Origin of the sequence: Pseudonocardia ailaonensis, from assembly GCF_039531635.1 — a bacterium.
Classification (GTDB): Bacteria; Actinomycetota; Actinomycetes; order Mycobacteriales; family Pseudonocardiaceae; genus Pseudonocardia; species Pseudonocardia ailaonensis.
In genome coordinates, this window is record NZ_BAAAQK010000004.1 from 221,416 (window position 1) to 241,346 (window position 19,931).

General features: G+C 74.9%; 15 protein-coding genes. 13 read left to right on the top strand and 2 right to left on the bottom strand.

Annotation, left to right across the window (positions count from 1 at the left end):
• Window positions 1-37 precede the first annotated feature (37 nt).
• The gene (locus ABD324_RS07490; RefSeq protein WP_344413861.1) at window positions 38-1,252 is read right to left on the bottom strand and encodes a DUF58 domain-containing protein; all 1,215 of its coding nucleotides are present in this window, start codon (window positions 1,250-1,252) and stop codon (window positions 38-40) included.
• A 10-nt stretch (window positions 1,253-1,262) separates the two neighbouring features.
• Window positions 1,263-2,267: an AAA family ATPase gene (locus tag ABD324_RS07495; protein ID WP_425565751.1), complete on the bottom strand. Its 1,005-nt coding sequence runs from the start codon at window positions 2,265-2,267 to the stop codon at window positions 1,263-1,265.
• Window positions 2,268-2,830: 563 nt separating this feature from the next.
• On the opposite strand from ABD324_RS07495, the gene mraZ reads away from it, so the two are divergent.
• The 13 genes from mraZ (at window position 2,831) to ftsZ (ending at window position 19,897) form a co-directional block, all read left to right on the top strand.
• A complete protein-coding gene (gene mraZ / locus ABD324_RS07500) occupies window positions 2,831-3,262 on the top strand; it encodes a division/cell wall cluster transcriptional repressor MraZ (RefSeq protein ID WP_344414253.1) in 432 nt (143 codons plus the stop codon).
• Between the two features lie 305 nt (window positions 3,263-3,567).
• On the top strand, window positions 3,568-4,554 hold the full coding sequence (gene rsmH, locus ABD324_RS07505) for a 16S rRNA (cytosine(1402)-N(4))-methyltransferase RsmH (RefSeq protein WP_344413863.1): 987 nt from the start codon (window positions 3,568-3,570) through the stop codon (window positions 4,552-4,554).
• An 82-nt stretch (window positions 4,555-4,636) separates the two neighbouring features.
• Entirely contained in the window at window positions 4,637-5,455 is an 819-nt protein-coding gene (gene ftsL, locus ABD324_RS07510) for a cell division protein FtsL (RefSeq protein WP_344413865.1), read from the top strand.
• Window positions 5,455-7,311, top strand: a complete 1,857-nt coding sequence (locus ABD324_RS07515) for a peptidoglycan D,D-transpeptidase FtsI family protein (protein ID WP_344413867.1) — start codon at window positions 5,455-5,457, stop codon at window positions 7,309-7,311. The genes ftsL and ABD324_RS07515 overlap by 1 nt, the downstream gene beginning before the upstream one ends.
• 449 nt (window positions 7,312-7,760) lie before the next feature.
• Window positions 7,761-9,350, top strand: coding sequence for a UDP-N-acetylmuramoyl-L-alanyl-D-glutamate--2,6-diaminopimelate ligase (locus ABD324_RS07520; protein ID WP_344413869.1), 1,590 nt, complete (start codon window positions 7,761-7,763; stop codon window positions 9,348-9,350).
• Window positions 9,347-10,795, top strand: coding sequence for a UDP-N-acetylmuramoyl-tripeptide--D-alanyl-D-alanine ligase (locus ABD324_RS07525; RefSeq protein WP_344413871.1), 1,449 nt, complete (start codon window positions 9,347-9,349; stop codon window positions 10,793-10,795). The genes ABD324_RS07520 and ABD324_RS07525 overlap by 4 nt, the downstream gene beginning before the upstream one ends.
• Complete coding sequence (gene mraY / locus ABD324_RS07530; RefSeq protein ID WP_344413873.1) at window positions 10,792-11,862, top strand: phospho-N-acetylmuramoyl-pentapeptide-transferase; 1,071 nt, start codon at window positions 10,792-10,794, stop codon at window positions 11,860-11,862. The genes ABD324_RS07525 and mraY overlap by 4 nt, the downstream gene beginning before the upstream one ends.
• 106 nt (window positions 11,863-11,968) lie before the next feature.
• Window positions 11,969-13,468, top strand: a complete 1,500-nt coding sequence (gene murD / locus ABD324_RS07535; protein WP_344413875.1) for a UDP-N-acetylmuramoyl-L-alanine--D-glutamate ligase — start codon at window positions 11,969-11,971, stop codon at window positions 13,466-13,468.
• Window positions 13,468-14,817, top strand: a complete 1,350-nt coding sequence (gene ftsW, locus ABD324_RS07540) for a putative lipid II flippase FtsW (protein WP_344413876.1) — start codon at window positions 13,468-13,470, stop codon at window positions 14,815-14,817. Before murD ends, ftsW begins: the two co-directional genes overlap by 1 nt.
• Complete coding sequence (murG, locus tag ABD324_RS07545; protein ID WP_344413878.1) at window positions 14,814-15,971, top strand: undecaprenyldiphospho-muramoylpentapeptide beta-N-acetylglucosaminyltransferase; 1,158 nt, start codon at window positions 14,814-14,816, stop codon at window positions 15,969-15,971. The genes ftsW and murG overlap by 4 nt, the downstream gene beginning before the upstream one ends.
• Window positions 15,968-17,368, top strand: coding sequence for a UDP-N-acetylmuramate--L-alanine ligase (gene murC / locus ABD324_RS07550; RefSeq protein WP_344413880.1), 1,401 nt, complete (start codon window positions 15,968-15,970; stop codon window positions 17,366-17,368). Before murG ends, murC begins: the two co-directional genes overlap by 4 nt.
• A complete protein-coding gene (locus ABD324_RS07555) occupies window positions 17,365-18,354 on the top strand; it encodes a cell division protein FtsQ/DivIB (RefSeq protein WP_344413882.1) in 990 nt (329 codons plus the stop codon). The genes murC and ABD324_RS07555 overlap by 4 nt, the downstream gene beginning before the upstream one ends.
• Window positions 18,355-18,553: 199 nt before the next feature.
• Window positions 18,554-19,897, top strand: coding sequence for a cell division protein FtsZ (gene ftsZ / locus ABD324_RS07560; protein ID WP_344413885.1), 1,344 nt, complete (start codon window positions 18,554-18,556; stop codon window positions 19,895-19,897).
• Window positions 19,898-19,931 lie beyond the last annotated feature (34 nt).

The following is a 19,931-nucleotide window of genomic DNA, read 5'->3' on the forward strand; positions in this document are numbered from 1 at the left end:
CTCATCGGGCGGCGCGCGTGGGAGCGGGCCGGGGAGCTCACGACGCCCCCGCCCGGACGCCCTGACCGAGCACGAGGGCGTCCCACGCCTCTTCCGGGGTCCGGTCCGCGGCGGCGACCGTGACGTGCCAGCCCGCCCTGCGCAGCACCGCAGCGGCCTCGGGATCGGCCGTGCGCGCGCCTCCGTCCCAGGTCGGGACGTCGAGCACCACGGCGTAGCCCCCACCCGGGTGCCGCCCCGCGAGCCGGCCCGCGTCCTCGGCGCTCGTCGCGCCCAGGACGGCGACCAGGTCCCGGCCGGCCGCGACGGGCGACCCGGTCAGATCCGTGCGGGCCGAGGGGCGCAGCACCGCGAGCGCGTCGAGCAGCGGATCGAGGCCGTCGCCCGGGGCGACCGGGAGGCCGTCGTCCGTCACCAGCTCCATCGGCTCGCCGCGGCGCAGCAGGTGCGCGCCGATGCTCGCGGCCAGGGTCACCGCATACTCGAGGCTCGAACGCTGCCCGTGCCCCCGGTGGGCGGAGTCCCGCCGGTCGAGCAGCACCGTGACGCCGGAGTGCCAGGGCCGCTCCTCCATGCGCACCATCAGCTCGTCGTGCCGGGCGGTGGAGCGCCAGTGGACCCGGCGCAGCTCGTCGCCCTGGCGGTAGGTCCGGACCATGACGTCCGGGCTGCCCTGGCCCTGCTGCGCCGCGGCCCCGGGAGTCCCTTCGCCGCTGCCCAGCGCGGCGGGGGCGCCGCGCAGCGCGACCAGGTGCGGGAGCACGAGCAGCGTGTCGGCGGGGCGCATCTCGCGGCTGAACTCGGCCAGCCCGAGGGCGCCGACCGCGCGCCCGGTGAGGGGCCCGATCCGGTGCGCCCCGCGGAGCTGCGGCGCCAGGGGATAGGTCACCCGCGCACCCGCCGAACCGATCCGGTGCACGGTGAACCGCGGCGGCGTCGCCCGGACGGGACCCGCGGCGTCCGGCACGGTGTCCGCGAGGCGCAGGGCCCCGAGCACCGGTCCACCACGGAGCTCGAGCGCCACCTCGGCCGGGCTGCCGGCGGCGACCCGCTCGGGCAGCAACGCGCGGGTGGCCGCCACCGTGCGCCGGGTCCGGATCGCGACCAGCAGCGACACCAGCGGCAGCAGGCACACGAACAGCCCGATGCGCAGCAGGTCGCGCTCGTCGAGCACCACCGCGCACACGGCCGTGGCCACCCCGCCCGCGAGCAGGCTGCGCCCGCGGACGGTGAGCCCGAAGCTGCGCCTCATGACCGGCGGTTCACGCGCGTGCGGGCGCGCGCACCGGGATCCGGGAGAGCAGCCCGCGCACCACGTCCGAGGCGGTCACCCGGCTCGCGTCCGGCCCGACCGTGAGCCGGTGGGCCAGGACGGGCACCGCCACGGCCTGCACGTCGTCCGGCACCACGAACCCGCGCCCGGAGAGTGCCGCCTGGGCCCGGGCCGCCCGCACCAGGTGCAGGGTCGCGCGCGGGGAGGCGCCGAGCCGCAGCTCGGCGGCCCGCCGGGTGGCCCCGACCAGGTCGACGCAGTACTGCCGCACCTCGGGCCCGACCCGCACCCGGCGCACGGCCTCGATCACCGAGCGCACCGCGCGGGCGTCCGCCACCGGGCGGAGCTGCTCGAGCGGGTCCGCGCCGGCGTGCTCGTCGATCATCGCGAGCTCGGCCTGCGGATCCGGGTAGCCGACGCTGATCCGCGCGGTGAAGCGGTCCCGCTGCGCCTCGGGCAGGGGATAGGTGCCGTCCATCTCCACCGGGTTCTGCGTGGCGACGACGAGGAACGGGCTGGCGAGCGAGTAGGTCGCCCCGTCGACGGTGACCTGGTGCTCCGCCATGCACTCCAGCAGCGCGGACTGCGTCTTCGGCGAGGCGCGGTTGATCTCGTCCGCGATCACGACGTTGGCGAAGACGGGCCCGGGCCGGAACTCGAACTCGTTGGTCTGCCGGTTGTAGACGCTCATCCCGGTGATGTCGCCGGGCAGCAGGTCCGGGGTGAACTGGACGCGGCTGACCGAGCAGTCCAGGGACCGGGCCAGCGCCTTGGCCAGCGAGGTCTTCCCGACGCCCGGCACGTCCTCCACCAGGAGATGGCCCTCGGCCAGCAGGGTGACCAGCGCGAGCCGCACCACCTCCGGCTTGCCGACGATGATCCGCTGCACGTTCTGCGCGATGCGGCCGGTGACCTCCGCGACGGCCGCGAGCGGCGGCGGCTCGGTCGCGCCCGCGTCGGCGGGGACCCCGGGACGGCTGCTGGTGGTGCTCAACCCTGCTCCTGTCGTGTGGTCGGCGGGCGCACTGGGCGGCCCTCCTGCGGAGCAGGGCACGTGGTCACGCCGGACAGACTGCCCTCCAGTCTGTCAAATACCCGGGGGCCGTGTCCCCCGGACGTGTCCATCGCCCGGCCTGTCACCCTCCGCGACGTCCTGGTTCCGTCCCGCAGCCGCCACGCGCGGGTCGCGGAGGGTCCCCACCGGGGCCCACCGCAGCCCCATCGGGTCCCCGCCGCGTCCCTCACCCCCGGCCCCCACACCGCTCCCCACCTTCCCCCCACTGCCCACCACTGGCGCCCCCACCGCTCCCCACTCCGCGAACGGCATGTCGCTGACCTGCGGTTCTCCGGAGCGTCCCCGGGGTGGGGGAGCCGCCCTGATGATCTTCGGGGCCGGTCGAGGCCGTTTCTCCCCACTCCGCCCCACGTCATCCGACCTGCTGAAACGTCGAGGAAACCCCCTGGCGGGCGACCGTTCCGTGTTGACGGTGGTGCGAAGTGGGGTAATGTGGCGCGTGTTGGAGCGAAGCGGGGCTCCGAGCAGAAGAGGTGGTGCGGGTGTTCCTCGGCACCTACTCACCTCGGCTGGACGACAAGGGACGACTGACGCTCCCGGCGAAGTTCCGGGACGAGCTGCGGGGTGGCTGCATGGTGACGAAGGGGCAGGACCACTGCCTCTACGTCTTCACGCGGGACGCCTTCACCGAGATGGCCACCAAGGTCGCCTCGGCGCCGCTCACCAGCGAGTCGGCCCGTGCCTTCCAGCGGAACCTCTTCTCGGGAACCGACGAGCAGAACCCCGACGGCCAGGGCCGGATCGCGATCACCCCGGAGCTGCGCCGCTACGCGGGACTGAGCAAGGAGTGCGTGGTGATCGGCGCGTTCACGCGCGTCGAGATCTGGGACGCGCAGTCCTGGCAGCAGTACCAGGAGCAGCACGAGGACGAGTACGCGAAGGCGCAGGAGGAGGTTCTGCCCGGGCTGATCTGACGATCGGTCTCATTCCGACGGCAACAAGACGTCGCCGTCCCGACCCGGACGCCGTGACAACCGGCCGGCCCGCGGGCCCTGGCGCACCTTCCCCGGTGCCAGGTCCCCCGGACCGCAACCGGTCCACGGCGTCCAGGTGGGGGCGGCGGCAGCGGGACGGGAGCCCGCCGGGCTGGGGAGCCGGCGCGGGCCCTGCAGCGGCTCGGGACGTGCAGTCCCGGGCCGCTGCGTGTCAGCGCGCCGTGTCGCGCTGCGCGGACGACCTCGTGGGGCGCGGGGATCGGGTACGGCGGGAGGTGACGGGCATGCTCTCCGAGAACGACGCAGACGGTGCACAGGGCGGCCACGCGCACGTCCCGGTGATGCTGCCGCGGGTCATGGAGCTGCTGGATCCCGCGCTGCGGGACCGCCCGGCGGTCTGCGTCGACGCCACCCTCGGCCTGGGCGGCCACTCGGCGGCCCTGCTCGCCGCGCACCCGCAGCTCACCCTGGTCGGGCTGGACCGCGATCCGCAGGCACTGGAGCTGGCCGGGCGCCGGCTCACGGCCTTCGCCGACCGGATCCACCTGGTCCACGCCGTCTACGACCGGATCGCGGACGTCCTCGCCGACCTGGGCCTGCCGCACGCGGACGGGATCCTGTTCGACCTCGGCGTCTCCAGCCTGCAGCTCGACGCCGACGAGCGCGGCTTCTCCTACTCCCGCGACTCCGACCTCGACATGCGGATGGACCCCACGCAGGGGCCGACCGCGGCCGACGTCCTCAACACCTACGCGCCGGGCGACCTCGTCCGGATCCTGCGCGAGTACGGCGAGGAGCGGTTCGCCACCCGGATCGTCTCCGCGGTGGTCAAGCGGCGCGAGCGCGAGCCGTTCGTGCGCAGCGCCGACCTCGTCGAGCTGCTGTACGCGGCGGTGCCGGCGGCGTCGCGGCGGACCGGGGGGCACCCCGCGAAGCGGACCTTCCAGGCGTTGCGGATCGAGGTCAACGCCGAGCTGGAGGCGCTGCGCGGCGCGCTGCCGGCGGCGGTCTCGTCGCTGCCGGTCGGCGGGCGTGTCGTGGTGCTCGCCTACCAGTCGCTCGAGGACCGGATGGTCAAGCGGGAGCTGGCCGCGGGGGCGGCCTCGCGCACCCCGGTCGACCTGCCCGTCGAGCTCCCCGAACACGCCCCCGAGCTGCGCCTGCTGACCCGCGGGGCAGAGGTCGCCACCGACGACGAGATCGAGGACAACCCGCGAGCCGCGTCCGTGCGGTGCCGCGCCGCCGAGCGGGTCCGGGAGGCCACGTCATGAGCGCGAGCCGACCACCAGCTGTGAGCGAACCATCTGGACAGCGCCTGCGCGAAGCGCGGGCCGAGGGAAGCGGGGACGAGCGATGAGTGCGCCGGTCAAGGAAAAGCGCGTCACCGTCGACTGGTCCCGCACCGCGACCCGGAAGTCCGACGTCCCCGCCCAGCGGGGGAGCGTCGCGGTCCCGGCCCAACGCGGTCGGTCCGGTGCGGCGAAGGCCGCGTACGCGAAGCGGGACGAGCGGGTCCGCCGGTCCGCCGGGGTGCCCCGGGTGGCCCGCAAGGCCGCGAGCCCCGGTGGCCGCGCGCAGTTCGTGCTGCTGATCATGGTGCTGTTCGCGACCGGCCTGGTGCTCACGCTGTGGCTGTCGACGGCGGCGGCGGGCGACTCCTACCGGCTGCAGGCGGCCCGCACGGCCGCGCGGGACCTGACCGAGCAGAGCGAGCGGCTGCACCGTGAGGTCGCCGCGATGGAGGCCCCGCCCGCGCTCGCGCAGCGGGCCACCGACCTGGGCATGGTCCCCTCGAAGGACCCGGCCCGGCTGGTCGTCGCGCCGGACGGCGGGGTGCGCGTGGTGGGGACGCCCGCCGCGGCCACGGCCCCGGCGGCCCCGGTGCCCGCGGCCCCGGCCGCGCCGGCCCCGAACGCCACCGCGCCCAACACCGCGCCGAACACCGCCGCGACCGCCGCGGCCCCGAATGCCGCGCCGAACACCGCTGCCGCGAACACCGCGCCGAACACCGCGCCGAACACCCAGGCCGTCACGGACCCGGGCGCCGCGGCGGCCGGCGGCAGCGCCGACGCCGCGATCCAGGGTGAGCAGGAGCGGCCGGCCGCCGACCAGGCCGCCGCGAACCAGCCTGCCCAGAACCCGGCCGGCACCACGGGGCAGGGCGCGGGCTGATGGCCATCGCCCCCCCGCGCAGCCGGGGCACCTCCCGCCCGGTCTCCGCGGTGCGGCGGCAGGGCCCCCGCCGCCCGCCGCCGCGCCGCCCCGCGGCGCGCACCGGCTCGGGGGAGCGCCGTTTCACGATCGGCCGGCTGATCCTGGTCCTGCTGCTGCTGGCCTCGGCCGCGCAGCTGCTGATCATCCAGACCGTCCGGTCCGCGGACCTCACCGCGAGCGCCGAGAAGCAGCGCACGATGAAGATGACCATCGCGGCCGAGCGCGGGTCCATCCTGGACCGCAACGGCACTCCGCTGGCCTTCTCCACCGAGTCCCGCGCACTCGTCACCAACCCGCGGTTGATCAACTCGACCAAGGGGGCGCAGGCCGGCGCGTACAAGGTCGCGATGGCCCAGGCCGTCGCGGCGGCCACCGGCGGCGACGCCAACGCGATCCAGGCCCAGCTCGAGGCCGATCGCGGCTACGTCGTGCTCACCACCAGCGCGGACCCGGACGTGGCCCGCGCGCTGGAGCAGAAGTTCCCGGAGATCGCCGAGGAGAAGCGCGAGGCCCGCCAGTACCCCGCGGGCAACCTCGCCGCCAACGTGATCGGCGCCGCGACCTGGGGTGCGGACGCGAAGAAGCTGGTCGGGCGGGTCGGCCTGGAGAGCTCGAGCGACAGCCTCCTCGCCGGTACGGACGGCTTCCAGGTCGTCGACACCGCGGAGGGCAGCGACACCGTCATCCCCGGCAGCACCCGCGCCCAGCAGGCCGCGGTGCCCGGCTCGAACGTGCAGCTCACGCTGGACTCGGACCTGCAGTACGTGGTGCAGCAGAAGCTGCAGGACTACGTGAGCAAGACGGCCGCGAAGAGCGGTTCCGCCGTGGTCCTGGACTCGAAGACCGGCCAGGTCCTCGCGATGGCCAACGGCACCACCTTCGATCCCCGTGCCATCGGCGCCGCGGACCCGGCCACGCTGGGCAACGCCGCGGTGTCCACCCCGTTCGAGCCCGGCTCCGTCAACAAGATCGTGACGATGGCGGGCGCGCTGGAGTTCGGCATCAACAAGCCGGACGACGTGCTCGACGTGCCGGGTAGCATCCAGGTCGCGGACCGCACGGTGCACGACGCCTGGGCCCACGGCCTGGACCACTACACGCTGACCGGTGTGCTGGCGAAGTCCTCGAACGTCGGCACGATCATGACGGCCGAGAAGCTCGGCCAGGACCGCTTCTCGGAGATGTTGCAGCGCTTCGGGATCGGCACGAAGACGGGCGTCGGCCTGCCGGGCGAGAGCGCCGGCTCGGTGCCCGCCCGCTCGGCCTGGTCCGGCTCGACCTTCGGCAACCTGCCGATCGGCCAGGGCCTGTCGATGACGGTGCTGCAGATGGCCGGGATGTACCAGGCCGTGGCCAACGACGGGGTGCGGATCCCGCCGCGGATCGTCGCGGCCACGATCGCGCCGGACGGCAGCCGCACCGAGACCCCGCAGCCCGCGGGCGTGCGGGTGGTGTCCCCGGAGACCGCCGCCCAGCTGCGGACCATGCTCACCGCCGTCACGCAGAAGGCGCCGGGGCAGATCGGCACCGGCTACACCGCGCAGGTGCCGGGCTACCAGGTCGCGGGCAAGACGGGCACGGCGCAGCAGGTCAACCCGGCCTGCGGCTGCTACTCGGCCTCGACCTACTGGATCACCTTCGCCGGCATGATGCCCGCGCAGGACCCCCGGTTCGTCGTGGGGATCATGCTCGACGCGCCCAAGGGCGGCACCAGCGCGGCCCCGCTGTTCCACGACATCGCCAGCTACATCGGCCAGCGGGACCACATCCCGGTCGGCGACCCCGCCCCGGTCCAGACGCTCGTCGCCCCGTAGCGAACCGGCGCACGTCCGGCCCGGGCGGGCCGTCCCGCCTCCCGACACACCCCTTCCCACACCCCGACTCGCGCACACCCTGAGCCACATCCCCGCGAGTCGGGCCCCGGTTCCGCGCGAGTCGCGACGTGGAGCTGCGCGGGTCGCGCCGAAGGCCGAGCGGGTCGGGGCGCAGGGCCGCGCGGGTCGAGAGGCTCCCACCGTCGAGCCCTGGACGCCGCCCGGCGCAGGAGCGCGCGGCGCCGCACGAGCCGCCCGCCCGACCACTCGCCGATCGGTCCCGCCGCCGCGCCCACCGGCTGCGGAGTGCGATCGCTCACGGACCCTGCGTGCTCACGACGGGCCCGCGGACGTCCGGCGCGGGGAGCGGCACGCTCGGCGGCCGGGAATCGGGTCCGGCCCGGCGGTGCGCCGCACGGCCGCCCGGCGCGTCTCGGTAGCCTCCCCGGGTGTCGCCCGCCAGCTCTGCACCCCCGGCCCGGCCGCCGGCCGACCTGGCCCCGCGCCCCCGCGCCGTGCCCCTGGACCTCGACGCCCTGGCCGCCCTCGCCGACGCGGACACCGTCCCCGCGGTGAACGAGACCCGCCTGCACGTCACCGGCATCACCCACCGCACCTCGGACGTCCGCCCGGGGGACCTGTTCGCGGCCCTGCCCGGCGCCAGGGTCCACGGGGCGGACTTCGCCGGTGCGGCCCTGCGCGCGGGCGCCGTCGCCGTCCTCACCGATCCCGCCGGCCTCACCCGCCCGGAGCTCGCCGCGGCCGTCGAGCGCGGGTCCGTCCGGGTGCTGCTGCACCCGCACCCGCGGACCGTCCTCGGCGCCCTGGCCTCCGCGGTCTACGGCGACCCGACGGACGAGCTGAGCGTCCTCGGCGTGACGGGCACCAGCGGCAAGACGACCGTCGCCCACCTGCTCGAGGCCGGGCTGGCCGAGGCGGGCCGCGAGACCGGGCTGCTCGGCACGGTGCAGACGCGGATCCGCGGCGAGCGGCTGCCCAGCGCGTTCACCACGCCGGAGGCGCCGGACCTGCAGGCCCTGTTCGCGGTGATGCTCGAGCGCGGGGTCACCGACGTCGCGATGGAGGTCTCGAGCCACGCCCTGGCCCTGGGCCGGGTCGCGGGCACGCGGTTCGCCGTCGGCGCCTTCACCAACCTCTCCCAGGACCACCTGGACTTCCACACCGACATGGAGGACTACTTCGCCGCGAAGGCGAAGCTCTTCCTCGATCCGCAGCTGCGCGCCGAGCGCGGCGTCGTGTGCGTCGACGACGAGTGGGGCAACCGGCTCGCGAACCTCGCGCCCGAGGCGATCACCGTGTCCACCACGATCCCCGCGGAGTGGACGATCCGCGATCTCGTGGTCGAGCCCTCCGGCGCGCAGCGCTGCGTGGTGCGGCACCCGGCCGGCGAGGTCCCGCTCCGGCTGCAGCTCCCGGGCGCGTTCAACATCGCGAACGCCCTGGTCGCCCTGGCCGTGCTGGACCTCGTGGGGGTGGCGCCGGGCGTCGCGGCCCCGCGGTTCGCGCAGCTCCAGGTGCCCGGCCGGATGCAGCGGGTCGACGCCGGACAGGAGTTCCTCGCCGTCGTCGACTACGCGCACAAGCCCGCCGCCGTCTCCGCCCTGCTCGACGCGCTCAAGGCCCAGCAGCCCTCCGGGAAGCTGATCACGGTGCTCGGCTGCGGCGGCGACCGCGACACGGGCAAGCGGCCGATGATGGGCGCCGCCGCGGCCGCGCGCTCCGACATCCTGATCGTCACGGACGACAACCCGCGCACCGAGGACCCCGCGGAGATCCGCGCGGCCATGCTCGCGGGGGCGGAGACTGCGACACCACGCGGGGACATCGTCGAGATCGGCGACCGGCGCGCCGCGATCATCGCCGCGGTCGAGCTGGCGAAACCCGGGGACGTGGTGGTCGTTGCGGGTAAGGGGCACGAGACCGGCCAGGAGATCCACGGGGTCAAGCACCCGTTCGACGACGCTGCCGTACTGCGAGCCGAACTCGACCGGGCCATCAGCGAGAGGCAGGACACGTGATCGAGATGCGGCTGGCCGAGGTCGCCGCCGTGACCGGGGGTGCGCTGCACCGCGCGACGGGCGACGAGCTCGTCTCCTCGGTGGAGTTCGACTCCCGCAGGGCGGGTCCGGGCGCGCTGTTCCTCGCCCTGCCCGGGGAGCGCGCGGACGGGCACGACTTCGCGGCCGCGGCGGTAGCGGCCGGGGCGTCGGCGGTGCTGGCCGGGCGCGAGGTGGACGCCCCCGCCGTGATCGCCCCCGCGGGCGGTTCGTACGCGGGCACGGACCTGGGCGCGGCGGACCCGGACGGCACCGGCGCCGCGGTCCTCACCGCGCTCGGGAAGCTCGCCCGCCACTCCGTGACGAACCTGCCCGGCCTCGCGGTCGTGGGCGTCACGGGCAGCTCGGGCAAGACCTCGACGAAGGACCTGATCGCCGCGGTGCTCGCCCCGCTGGGGGAGACGGTCGCGCCGCCCGGCTCGTTCAACAACGAGCTCGGCCACCCCTGGACCGCGCTGCGCGCCGGTGAGAGCACCCGCCACCTGGTCCTGGAGCTCTCCGCCCGCGGCCCCGGGCACATCGCCCGGCTGTGCGCGATCGCGCCGCCGCGGATCGGGGTGGTGCTCAACGTCGGCTCCGCGCACGTCGGCGAGTTCGGCTCGCCCGAGGCGATCGCGCAGGCCAAGGGCGAGCTCGTCGAGGCCCTCCCGGCCGACGGGGTCGCCGTCCTGAACCTGGACGATCTCCGGGTCGCCGCGATGGCGGGCCGGACCGCGGCGCGGGTCGTCGGTGTCTCGGCCGCCGGTGCGGCCGGTGCCGCGGTGCTCGCCCGCGATGTCGCGCTGACCGCAGGCCGCGCGTCGTTCACGCTGGTCACGCCGGTCGGCGAGGCCCTGGTGAGCCTGCAGCTGGTGGGGGAGCACCACGTCGGCAACGCCCTGTCCGCCGCCGCGGTCGCCCTGGAGCTGGGGGGCACGCCGGCCGGGATCGCCGAGGCCCTGTCCGGGGCCGGTGCCGCGAGCCGCTGGCGGATGGAGGTCACCGAGCGCCCCGACGGCGTCACCGTGGTCAACGACGCCTACAACGCCAATCCCGAGTCCATGACGGCCGCCCTCCGGGCGCTGCACGCGATCGCGGGAGGGACGCGCCGCACCTGGGCGGTCCTCGGCCCGATGGCGGAGCTGGGCGACACCGCCCCGGCCGCCCACGCCCGGGTCGCGCAGCTCGTCGCGGACCTCGGCACCACCCGCTTCGTCACCGTCGGCACCGACCTCTACCCCGACCCCACCCCCGCGAGTCGGCACATTCCGGAGCATGAAACACACGTTCACGACGTCGACGCGGCGGTCACCCTGCTCCGCGCCGAGCTCGAACCCGGAGACGTCGTGCTCGTCAAGGCCTCCCGGTCCGCGGGCCTGGACCGCCTCGCCGCCGAGCTGATCGCGCAGGAGCTGGTCTCGAAGTGAGAGGCATCTTCGTCGCGGCCGGGGTGGCCCTGGCCATCTCGATCCTGCTCACCCCCTATCTGATCCGCTTCTTCGCCCGGCAGGGCTTCGGCCAGGAGATCCGCGCCGACGGCCCGAAGAGCCACCAGACCAAGCGCGGCACCCCGACCATGGGTGGCGTCGCGATCCTGTTGGCGATCTGGGTCGGGTACCTGGTCGCGCACCTGATGACCGGCGAGCCGCTGTCCGCGTCCGCGCTGCTGGTGCTGTTCCTGACCACGGCGCTGGGCGTCGTCGGGTTCGTTGACGACTTCCTCAAGCTCCGCCGCCGCCGCAACCTCGGCCTGAACAAGACCTCGAAGCTGATCGGGCAGGTCCTCACCGCCACGATCTTCGGCATCCTGGCCCTGCGCTTCGTGAGCTCGCGAAACCTCACGCCGGCCTCGGAGAACCTGTCGTTCGTCCGGGACATCGCGGTCATCAGCTTCGGTGCGGTCGGGTTCGTGCTGTTCTGCAACCTGGTCATCGGGGCCTGGTCCAACGGCGTCAACCTGACCGACGGGCTCGACGGGCTGGCCGCGGGCACCTCCGCTCTGGTCCTGGCGAGCTACGTGATCATCGGCTTCTGGCAGTTCCGCAACAGCTGCAGCCTCGCCGCGGCCGCCGGCTGCTACGAGGTGCGGGACCCGCTCGACGTCGCCATCGTCGCCGCCGCCGCGATGGGCGGCTGCATCGGCTTCCTCTGGTGGAACGCCGCCCCCGCCCGCATCTTCATGGGCGACACCGGCTCGCTCGCGCTCGGCGGGCTGCTCGCGGGGCTCTCGATCGTCACCAAGACCGAGCTGCTGCTGCTGGTCATCGGCGGTGTGTTCGTGGTCGAGACCCTGTCGGTCGCCCTGCAGATCCTGGTCTTCCGCACCACCCGGCGCCGCCTGTTCCGGATGGCGCCCTTCCACCACCACTTCGAGCTGGCCGGCTGGGCCGAGACCACGGTGATCATCCGGTTCTGGCTGCTCGCGGGCATCTGCGCGGCCCTGGGCCTGGGGATCTTCTACTCCGAGTGGCTCGCCGCCTCCTCGGGCCTGTGACCGCCGAGATGAACGTGAGCCACGTTCGCACCGCCGCCGATGTGGCTTGGGTTCCTCTCGACACCGAGGTGGGCGTGCTGCCGGCCGCCGGCGCCGGGGGTGCCCGGTGAAGGGCCGCACCGTGCTGGTCGCGGGGGCCGGGGTCTCCGGGCTCGCGGCCGCCGGGGTGCTGGTCGCCGAGGGCGCCCGCGTGCTCGTGTCCGACGACCGGGCGGAGGCCCTGGAGAGCCTCCCCGCCGGCGCGGAACCCGCGGAGGGCCTCCCGGAGGGCGTGGATCTCGTCGTCACCGGACCCGGCCGCCGCCCGGACCATCCCCTGGTCGCGGAGGCCGCGGCCCGCGGCGTCGAGGTGATCGGCGAGCCGGAGCTGGCCTGGCGGCTCGGCGCGGCCCGCCCGACCCCGCCGGCCTGGCTCGTGGTCACCGGCACCAACGGCAAGACCACGACGACGGGCATGCTCGCCTCGATCCTGACCGCGGCCGGGCTCGACGCCGTGGCCTGCGGGAACATCGGCTATCCCGTGGTCAGCGCGGTCGCGGCGGGCCACGCGGTGCTGGCGGTGGAGCTGTCGAGCTTCCAGCTGCACTGGTCGCCGTCGATCCGCCCCGCGGCGGGCCTGGTCCTCAACATCGCGGAGGACCACCTCGACTGGCACGGCAGCCTCGAGGCCTACGCCCGGGCCAAGGCCCGCGCCCTGGTCGGCGAGGTCGCGATCGCGGGTGTCGACGACGAGATCGCCGCCCGGCTCCTCGACGAGTCCCCCGCCCGTCACACGGTCGGCATCACCCTCGGCGCCCCCGCGCGCGGCCAGCTCGGCATCGAGCACGGTCAGCTCGTCGACCGCGCCTTCCCGTTTGCCGGACCGCCCGAGACCGGCGCGTCCCCCACCCCCGCGAGTCGGCACATTCGGGAGCCTGAAACACACATCCACGACGACGGGACCGTGCTCGCCGAGGCCGCCGGGATCCGGCCGGCCGGGCCCCCCGGGCTGATCGACGCCCTCGGGGCCGCGGCGCTCGCGCGGGCCCACGGGGTAGGCGCCGAGGCCGTCCGCGCCGGGTTGGCGGAGTTCACGCCCGGGGCCCACCGGAGCACCCCGGTCGGGACGGTCGCGGGCGTCACCTACGTCGACGACTCCAAGGCCACGAACCCCCACGCCGCGGACGCCGCCCTGGCCGCCCAGCCGGCCGGCCGGATCGTGTGGATCGCCGGGGGGCTGCTCAAGGGCGCCCGGATCGACGACCTGGTGGCCCGGCACGCGGACCGGCTGCGGGGGGTGGTCGTGATCGGCACCGAGCGGGTGGAGATCGCCGACGCTCTCGCGCGACACGCCCCCGAGGTCCCCACCTCGGAGGTCACCGAGGGCGACGATGAGGTCATGTCCTCCGCCGTCCGCCGTGCCGCCCAGCTCGCCCGACCGGGGGACGTCGTGCTCCTGGCGCCCGCGGCGGCGTCGATGGACCAGTTCCGGGACTACGCCCACCGCGGGCAGGCCTTCGCCTCGGCCGTCCACGACCTCGAGGCGGCCCACGACCTCGGGGCGGCCCACGACCTCGACGCGGCCCGGGAGCTCGAGGCGGTCCGGGCACCGGGGGAGGGCCGCTGATGGCCACCCCCACCCGCCCCCGAGGCACGAACGGAAAGAGCGCCAGGACCACCAGGACCAGGCCGGCGCGCGCCGACCGGATCAGCCCCGCCCGCGCCGCGGTCGGTCGCGCCGTCGGTGCGCTGCAGGCCTGGCTGCGCCGCCCCCTGACCTCCCTGCACCTGATCCTGGGAGTCTTCGGGCTGCTGACGATCTTCGGCCTGGTCATGGTGCTCTCGGCGAGCTCGGTGGAGTCGTACTCGTCGGGCGGCTCGTCGTACTCGGTGTTCATCCGCCAGCTCATGTTCTGCCTCGGTGGCCTCGTGCTGTTCTGGATCGGCCTGCGGATCCCACCCCGGCGGATGCGCGCGCTCGCGCCGTTCCTGCTGCTCATCGGCATCGTGGCGCTGGTCGCGGTGCTGGTGCCGGGCGTCGGTGTGGTGCGCAACGGCTCGCGGTCCTGGTTCGCGGTCGGCTCGTTCTCGCTGCAGCCCTCCGAGGGTGTCAAGGTGGCGCTCACGCTGTGGGGCGCGCACGTGCTGGTCGCCCGCCGCAACGTGATGCACCGCTGGAAGCACGCGCTGAACCCGCTGGTCCCGGTCACGCTGCTGGTCCTCACGCTGCTGGTCCTCGAACCCGACCTGGGCATGACGATCTCGGTCGGCATCGTCATGATCGCGCTGCTCTGGTTCGGCGGCGCCCCGATGAAGCTGCTGGCCGCGATCTCGGCCGGCGGGCTCGCCGGCGCGGTCATCCTCGGCCTCACGGCCGGGTACCGGGTCGCCCGGATCACCAGCTTCCTGCAGTCGGACACGACCGACCCGCTCGGCCCCGGCTACCAGGCCACCCAGGCCCTCTACTCGCTGGCGGACGGCGGGCTGTTCGGCGTCGGGCTCGGCCAGGGCCGGGCCAAGTGGGACTACCTGCCCAACGCGCACAACGACTTCATCTTCGCGATCATCGGCGAGGAGCTCGGGCTGGTCGGGGCGCTCGCCGTCCTGGCGCTGTTCGCCGCGCTGGCCTACACGGGCCTGCGGATCGCGCGGCGCAGCTCCGACCCCTGGCTGCGGCTGGTGACCGCGGCGTCGACGACCTGGCTGGTCGCGCAGGCGTCGATCAACATCGGGTACGTGGTCGGCCTGCTCCCGGTCACCGGGCTGCAGCTGCCCCTGATCTCCTCCGGAGGAACGTCGCTGGTGGTCACCATGTTCGTGTTCGGCATGCTGACGAACGCGGCGCGGCACGAGCCCGAGGCCGTCGCCGCCCTGCAGAAGCACGGCCAGGGCCGCATCGCCACGCTCCTGCGGCTGCCGCTGCCGGTGCCCTACAAGGCACCGGCGCCGCCCCAGCAGCGGAGCGTGCGGAGATGAGTCTCAGTGTCGTCGTCGCCGGCGGGGGGACCGCGGGCCACATCGAGCCCGCCCTCGCCTTCGCCGACGCCGTCCGCCGCCTGCGCCCGGACGCCGTCGTCACCGCCCTGGGCACGGAGAAGGGCCTCGACACCCGGCTCATCCCGGCCCGCGGGTACGCCCTCGAGCTGATCCTGCCGGTCCCGCTCCCGCGGAAACCGAGTGCGGACCTGCTGCGGCTCCCGGGCAAGGTGCGCAGCGCGGTCTCGCGGGTGCGGGAGGTGCTCACGAAGGTCGACGCGGACGTCGTCGTCGGCTTCGGAGGGTACGTCGCCCTGCCCGCCTACCTGGGCGCCCGCGGCCGGGTGCCGATCGTGGTCCACGAGGCCAACGCCCGCGCCGGGCTCGCCAACAAGATCGGCGCGCGGTTCGCCGCCAAGGTCGTCGCGGCGGTCCCCGGCAGCGGGCTGGCCGGCGCCGAGGTGCTCGGCATCCCGCTGCGCCACGCCGTGACCACGCTGGACCGGGCCGCGCTGCGTGCCGAGGCCCGGCAGAAGCACGGCCTGCCCGCCGACGGCCCCGTGCTGCTCGTGTTCGGCGGGTCGCAGGGCGCGCGCTCGCTCAACACCGCGCTCGGCCAGGCGCTGCCCGGGCTGGAGCACGAGGGCATCGCGGTGCTCCACGCGCACGGCCCGGCCAACGAGCCGGCCGGCTCCAGCCGGGGCTCTGCCGATGCGCCCACCGCTGCCGCGTCGGGCTCCGCCGATGCGCCCACCGCTGCCGCGTCGGGCTCCGCCGATGCCGCGTCGGGCTACGTCCCGTTGCCCTACATCGACGACATGCACCTCGCCTACGCCGCCGCGGACGCGGTGCTCTGCCGGGCCGGCGCGATGACCGTCGCCGAGGTCTCCGCGGTGGGGCTGCCGGCGCTGTACGTGCCGCTCCCGATCGGCAACGGCGAGCAGGCGCTCAACGCCGCCCCTGTCGTCGCGGCCGGTGGTGGCGCCCTGGTGCCGGACGCCGAGCTCACCGGGGACCGCGTGCTCACCGAGCTGGTCCCGTGGCTGAAGGACCCGGAGAGGCTGGCCGCGATGGGCGCCGCGGCCCGGGCCTCGGGCCACGCGGATGCCGACGAGCGGCTGGCGAACGTCGTGTTCGGAGTGGTGGACCGGTGACCGTTCCGATCCTCGGGTCACGCGTGCACCTCGTCGGCATCGGCGGCGCCGGCATGAGCGGGATCGCCCGGATCCTGCTGGCCCGCGGCGTGGCCGTGTCGGGGTCCGACGCCAAGGACTCCCGCACCGTCCTCGCCCTGAAGGCACTCGGCGCGCACATCGCCGTCGGGCACGCCGCCGAGAACCTCGACCAGCTCGACGGCCCGCCCGTCGTGGTCGTGTCCACCGCGATCCGCCAGGGCAATCCCGAGCTGGTCGCGGCCCGCGAGCGGGGTCTCGACGTCGTGCACCGCGCCCAGGCCCTCGCCGCCCTGACCCAGGGCTACCGGGTCGGCGCGGTCGCGGGCACCCACGGCAAGACCTCCACGACGTCGATGCTCACGGTCGCGCTGCAGCACTGCGGCACCGATCCGTCGTTCGCGATCGGCGGGGACCTGACGGTCACCGGTGCGGGCGCGCACCACGGCGAGGGCGACCTGTTCGTGGTCGAGGCGGACGAGTCCGACGGCTCGTTCACCGCGTACGCGCCTCAGGTCGCCGTCGTCACCAACGTCGAACCGGACCATCTCGACCACCACGGCGACGAGGCCGCCTACCGGGCCGTGTTCGAGGAGTTCCTCGGCCGGATCGCGCCCGGCGGCACGCTCGTGAGCTGCGCGGACGACCCCGGTGCCGAGGCGCTGGCCGCCGTCGCCGAGGGCCGCGGGATCACGGTCCGGCGCTACGGCCGCACGGGTTCGGACGCGACGCTGCTCGACTTCCGGCCCGACGGCGCCGGCTCCCGTGTGGTCGCCCGCTACGGCGGCGTCGAGATCGCGCTGCGGCTCGCCGTCCCCGGCGAGCACATGGCGCTCAACGCCCTCGGCGCGCTGCTCGCGGGCGTCGAGCTCGGCGCCCCGGTGGACTGCCTGCTGTCCGGGCTCGCCGCCTTCGACGGGGTGCGGCGCCGGTTCGAGTACAAGGGCCGGGCCGGGGGAGTGGCCGTCTACGACGACTACGCCCACCACCCCACCGAGGTCGCCGCCACCCTGCGCGCCGCCCGCGAGGTGCAGGCCGGCGGCCGGGTGCTGGTCGCCTTCCAGCCGCACCTCTACTCCCGCACCCGCACCTTCGCAGACGACTTCGGCCGGGCCCTCGCCCTGGCGGACGAGATCGTGGTGCTCGACGTCTACGGCGCCCGCGAGGACCCGCAGCCCGGCGTGACCGGTGCGCTGGTCGCGGACGCCGTCCCGCTGCCGGACGAGCGGGTGCACTTCGTGCCCGCCTGGGGGGACGTGCCGCGGGTGCTGGCCGGCCTGGCCCGCCCCGGCGACCTGGTGATCACGATGGGGGCCGGGGACGTGACCGTCCTGGGTCCGGAGATCCTCCTGGAGCTGGACAAGGCGGCCGACGCGTGACGCGCCCGTCCGGTCCCCGCACCGCCCGCCCGGCCACGACGGCGGCCGAGCGGGCCCGCCGCATCCGTGCCGAGCGCACGGAGAAGCTGGGCTCGTCGGGGAAGGGCGAGAAGGCGGACCGGACGGACGGGACCGGGCAGGACCGGAACGGGAAGGCCTGGGCCACCCGGGCGCGGACCTCCCAGGCGCGGGCCGGCAAGGACCGCACCGGGAACGGGACCGTGACGGACCGGGCCCGGGGCCGCGGGAAGTCCTCGGACGAGCCGCCGGAGACCCCGAAGCGCCCGCTCGACAAGCGCTTCACCCGCCGGCGCCGCATCGCGCTGCTCGTCGTCGTGCTCGCCCTGCTGGGCGCACTGGCCACCGGCGCGTACGCGCTGCTGTTCTGGTCGGGCCTGGCGGACGTCGAGGACGTGCAGGTCAGCGGCACGCTGTCGGTCTCCCGGGACGAGGTGCTGTCGGCCGCGGCCGTGCAGACCGGGGGCCCGCTCGCGGCCGTGGACACCAAGGCGATCGCGGACCGCGTCGCCGACGTGACCGGTGTCGGTGCGGTCGTGGTGAGCCGGAACTGGCCGCACACCGTCGCGATCGCCGTCACCGAGCGGGTCGCGGTGGCGCTCGCGCGCGGCCCCCAGGGCCTGACCCTGGTCGACGCGAAGGGTGTGGCCTACCAGCCGGCCCCGCAGGTCCCCCCGGTGCTGCCGGTGCTCGGGTTCGGTGCGGTCGGTCCGGACGATCCCGCCACGAAGGCGGCGCTGTCGGTCCTCGCCGCCCTGCCGGACACCCTGCGGCCCCAGGTGACCACCATCGACGTCGACACCAGCGTGGGTGCCCCCACGGTCCGGCTCGGGCTGGGTGACCGGCAGGTCCTCTTCGGCAGCCCGGACCGCGCGGACAAGAAGGTGGCGGTGCTCGTGCCGCTGTTGACCCAGAAGGGCGAGACGTTCGACGTCTCCAGCCCGGAACTGCCCACCATCACGCGATAACGGCGTCATTGTTGCAGGGCGTCAGCGAGCGGTCACGGATCGGTCACGGCGGCCAGGAACACCTGATCGAGGTGTTGCCGACGTGCGGCGCGCCTGCTGGACCGTGCACCCGGTCGGACCTAGCGTTCGACGGCGAACGGCCCGGACAGACCGCTGTACGGAGTCGACCCGGACCCGAAGCTAACGAGAGGTGCCGCTCATGACGCCCCCGCACAACTACCTGGCCGTGATCAAGGTCGTCGGCATCGGTGGCGGCGGCGTGAACGCCGTCAACCGCATGATCGAGGTCGGCCTCAAGGGCGTCGAGTTCATCGCGGTGAACACCGATGCCCAGGCCCTGCTCATGTCCGACGCGGACGTGAAGCTCGACATCGGCCGCGAGCTCACCCGCGGCCTCGGCGCCGGCGCCAATCCCGACGTGGGCCGCAAGGCGGCCGAGGACCACCGCGAGGAGATCGAGGAGGTCCTCAAGGGGGCCGACATGGTCTTCGTGACGGCGGGCGAGGGCGGTGGCACCGGGACCGGCGGCGCGCCGGTCGTCGCGTCGATCGCGCGCAAGCTCGGTGCCCTGACCATCGGCGTCGTGACCCGCCCGTTCACCTTCGAGGGCCGCCGCCGCGCGGGCCAGGCGGAGGACGGCATCACGCAGCTGCGCAACGAGTGCGACACCCTGATCGTCATCCCGAACGACCGGCTGCTGCAGCTGGGCGACGTCGGCGTCTCGCTGATGGACGCCTTCCGCTCGGCCGACGAGGTGCTCCTCTCCGGTGTCCAGGGCATCACGAACCTGATCACCACCCCCGGCCTGATCAACCTCGACTTCGCGGACGTCAAGTCCGTGATGTCCGGGGCAGGCTCGGCTCTGATGGGAATAGGGTCGGCGCGCGGTGAGGGGCGCGCGGTGCAGGCGGCCGGCAAGGCGATCAACTCGCCGCTGCTGGAGGCGTCGATGGACGGCGCGCAGGGCGTGCTGCTGTCGATCGCGGGCGGCTCGGACCTCGGCCTCTTCGAGATCAACGAGGCCGCCTCGCTGGTCCAGGAGGCCGCGCACCCCGAGGCGAACATCATCTTCGGCACGGTGATCGACGACTCGCTCGGCGACGAGGTGCGCATCACGGTGATAGCAGCCGGCTTCGAGAGCGGCGGCCCCGCCCACAAGAAGATCGATCCCGTCGCGTTCCGGACGGGCGAGCCGGCCCGGACCGGGTCGGAGCCCGTGGCGTCGACCCCCGCACCGCCGGTGGCCCCGACCCCGCAGCCCGCCGCCCAGGCCGCCCCGCCCGCGGAGAGCAACGGACACGGCACGAACCACGGTGCGACCGCGAACCAGAACGGCACCCTGCCCCCGGTCGCGCCCTACTCGCCCCCGGCGCCCCGGCGCCCGGAGGCCGAGCACCAGAACCCGGCGATGAGCGGCCTCGGCGGCGAGCTCACCGCGGAGACGGCCACCGCCACCGCGGTGGCGACCGGCATCCCCGCCGGCACGGAGCAGGTCACGGAGCTCGACGACGACGTCGACGTCCCCCCGTTCATGCGCCGCTGACCCGTAGCCACAACCCTGCCGACCTGCAGTGACG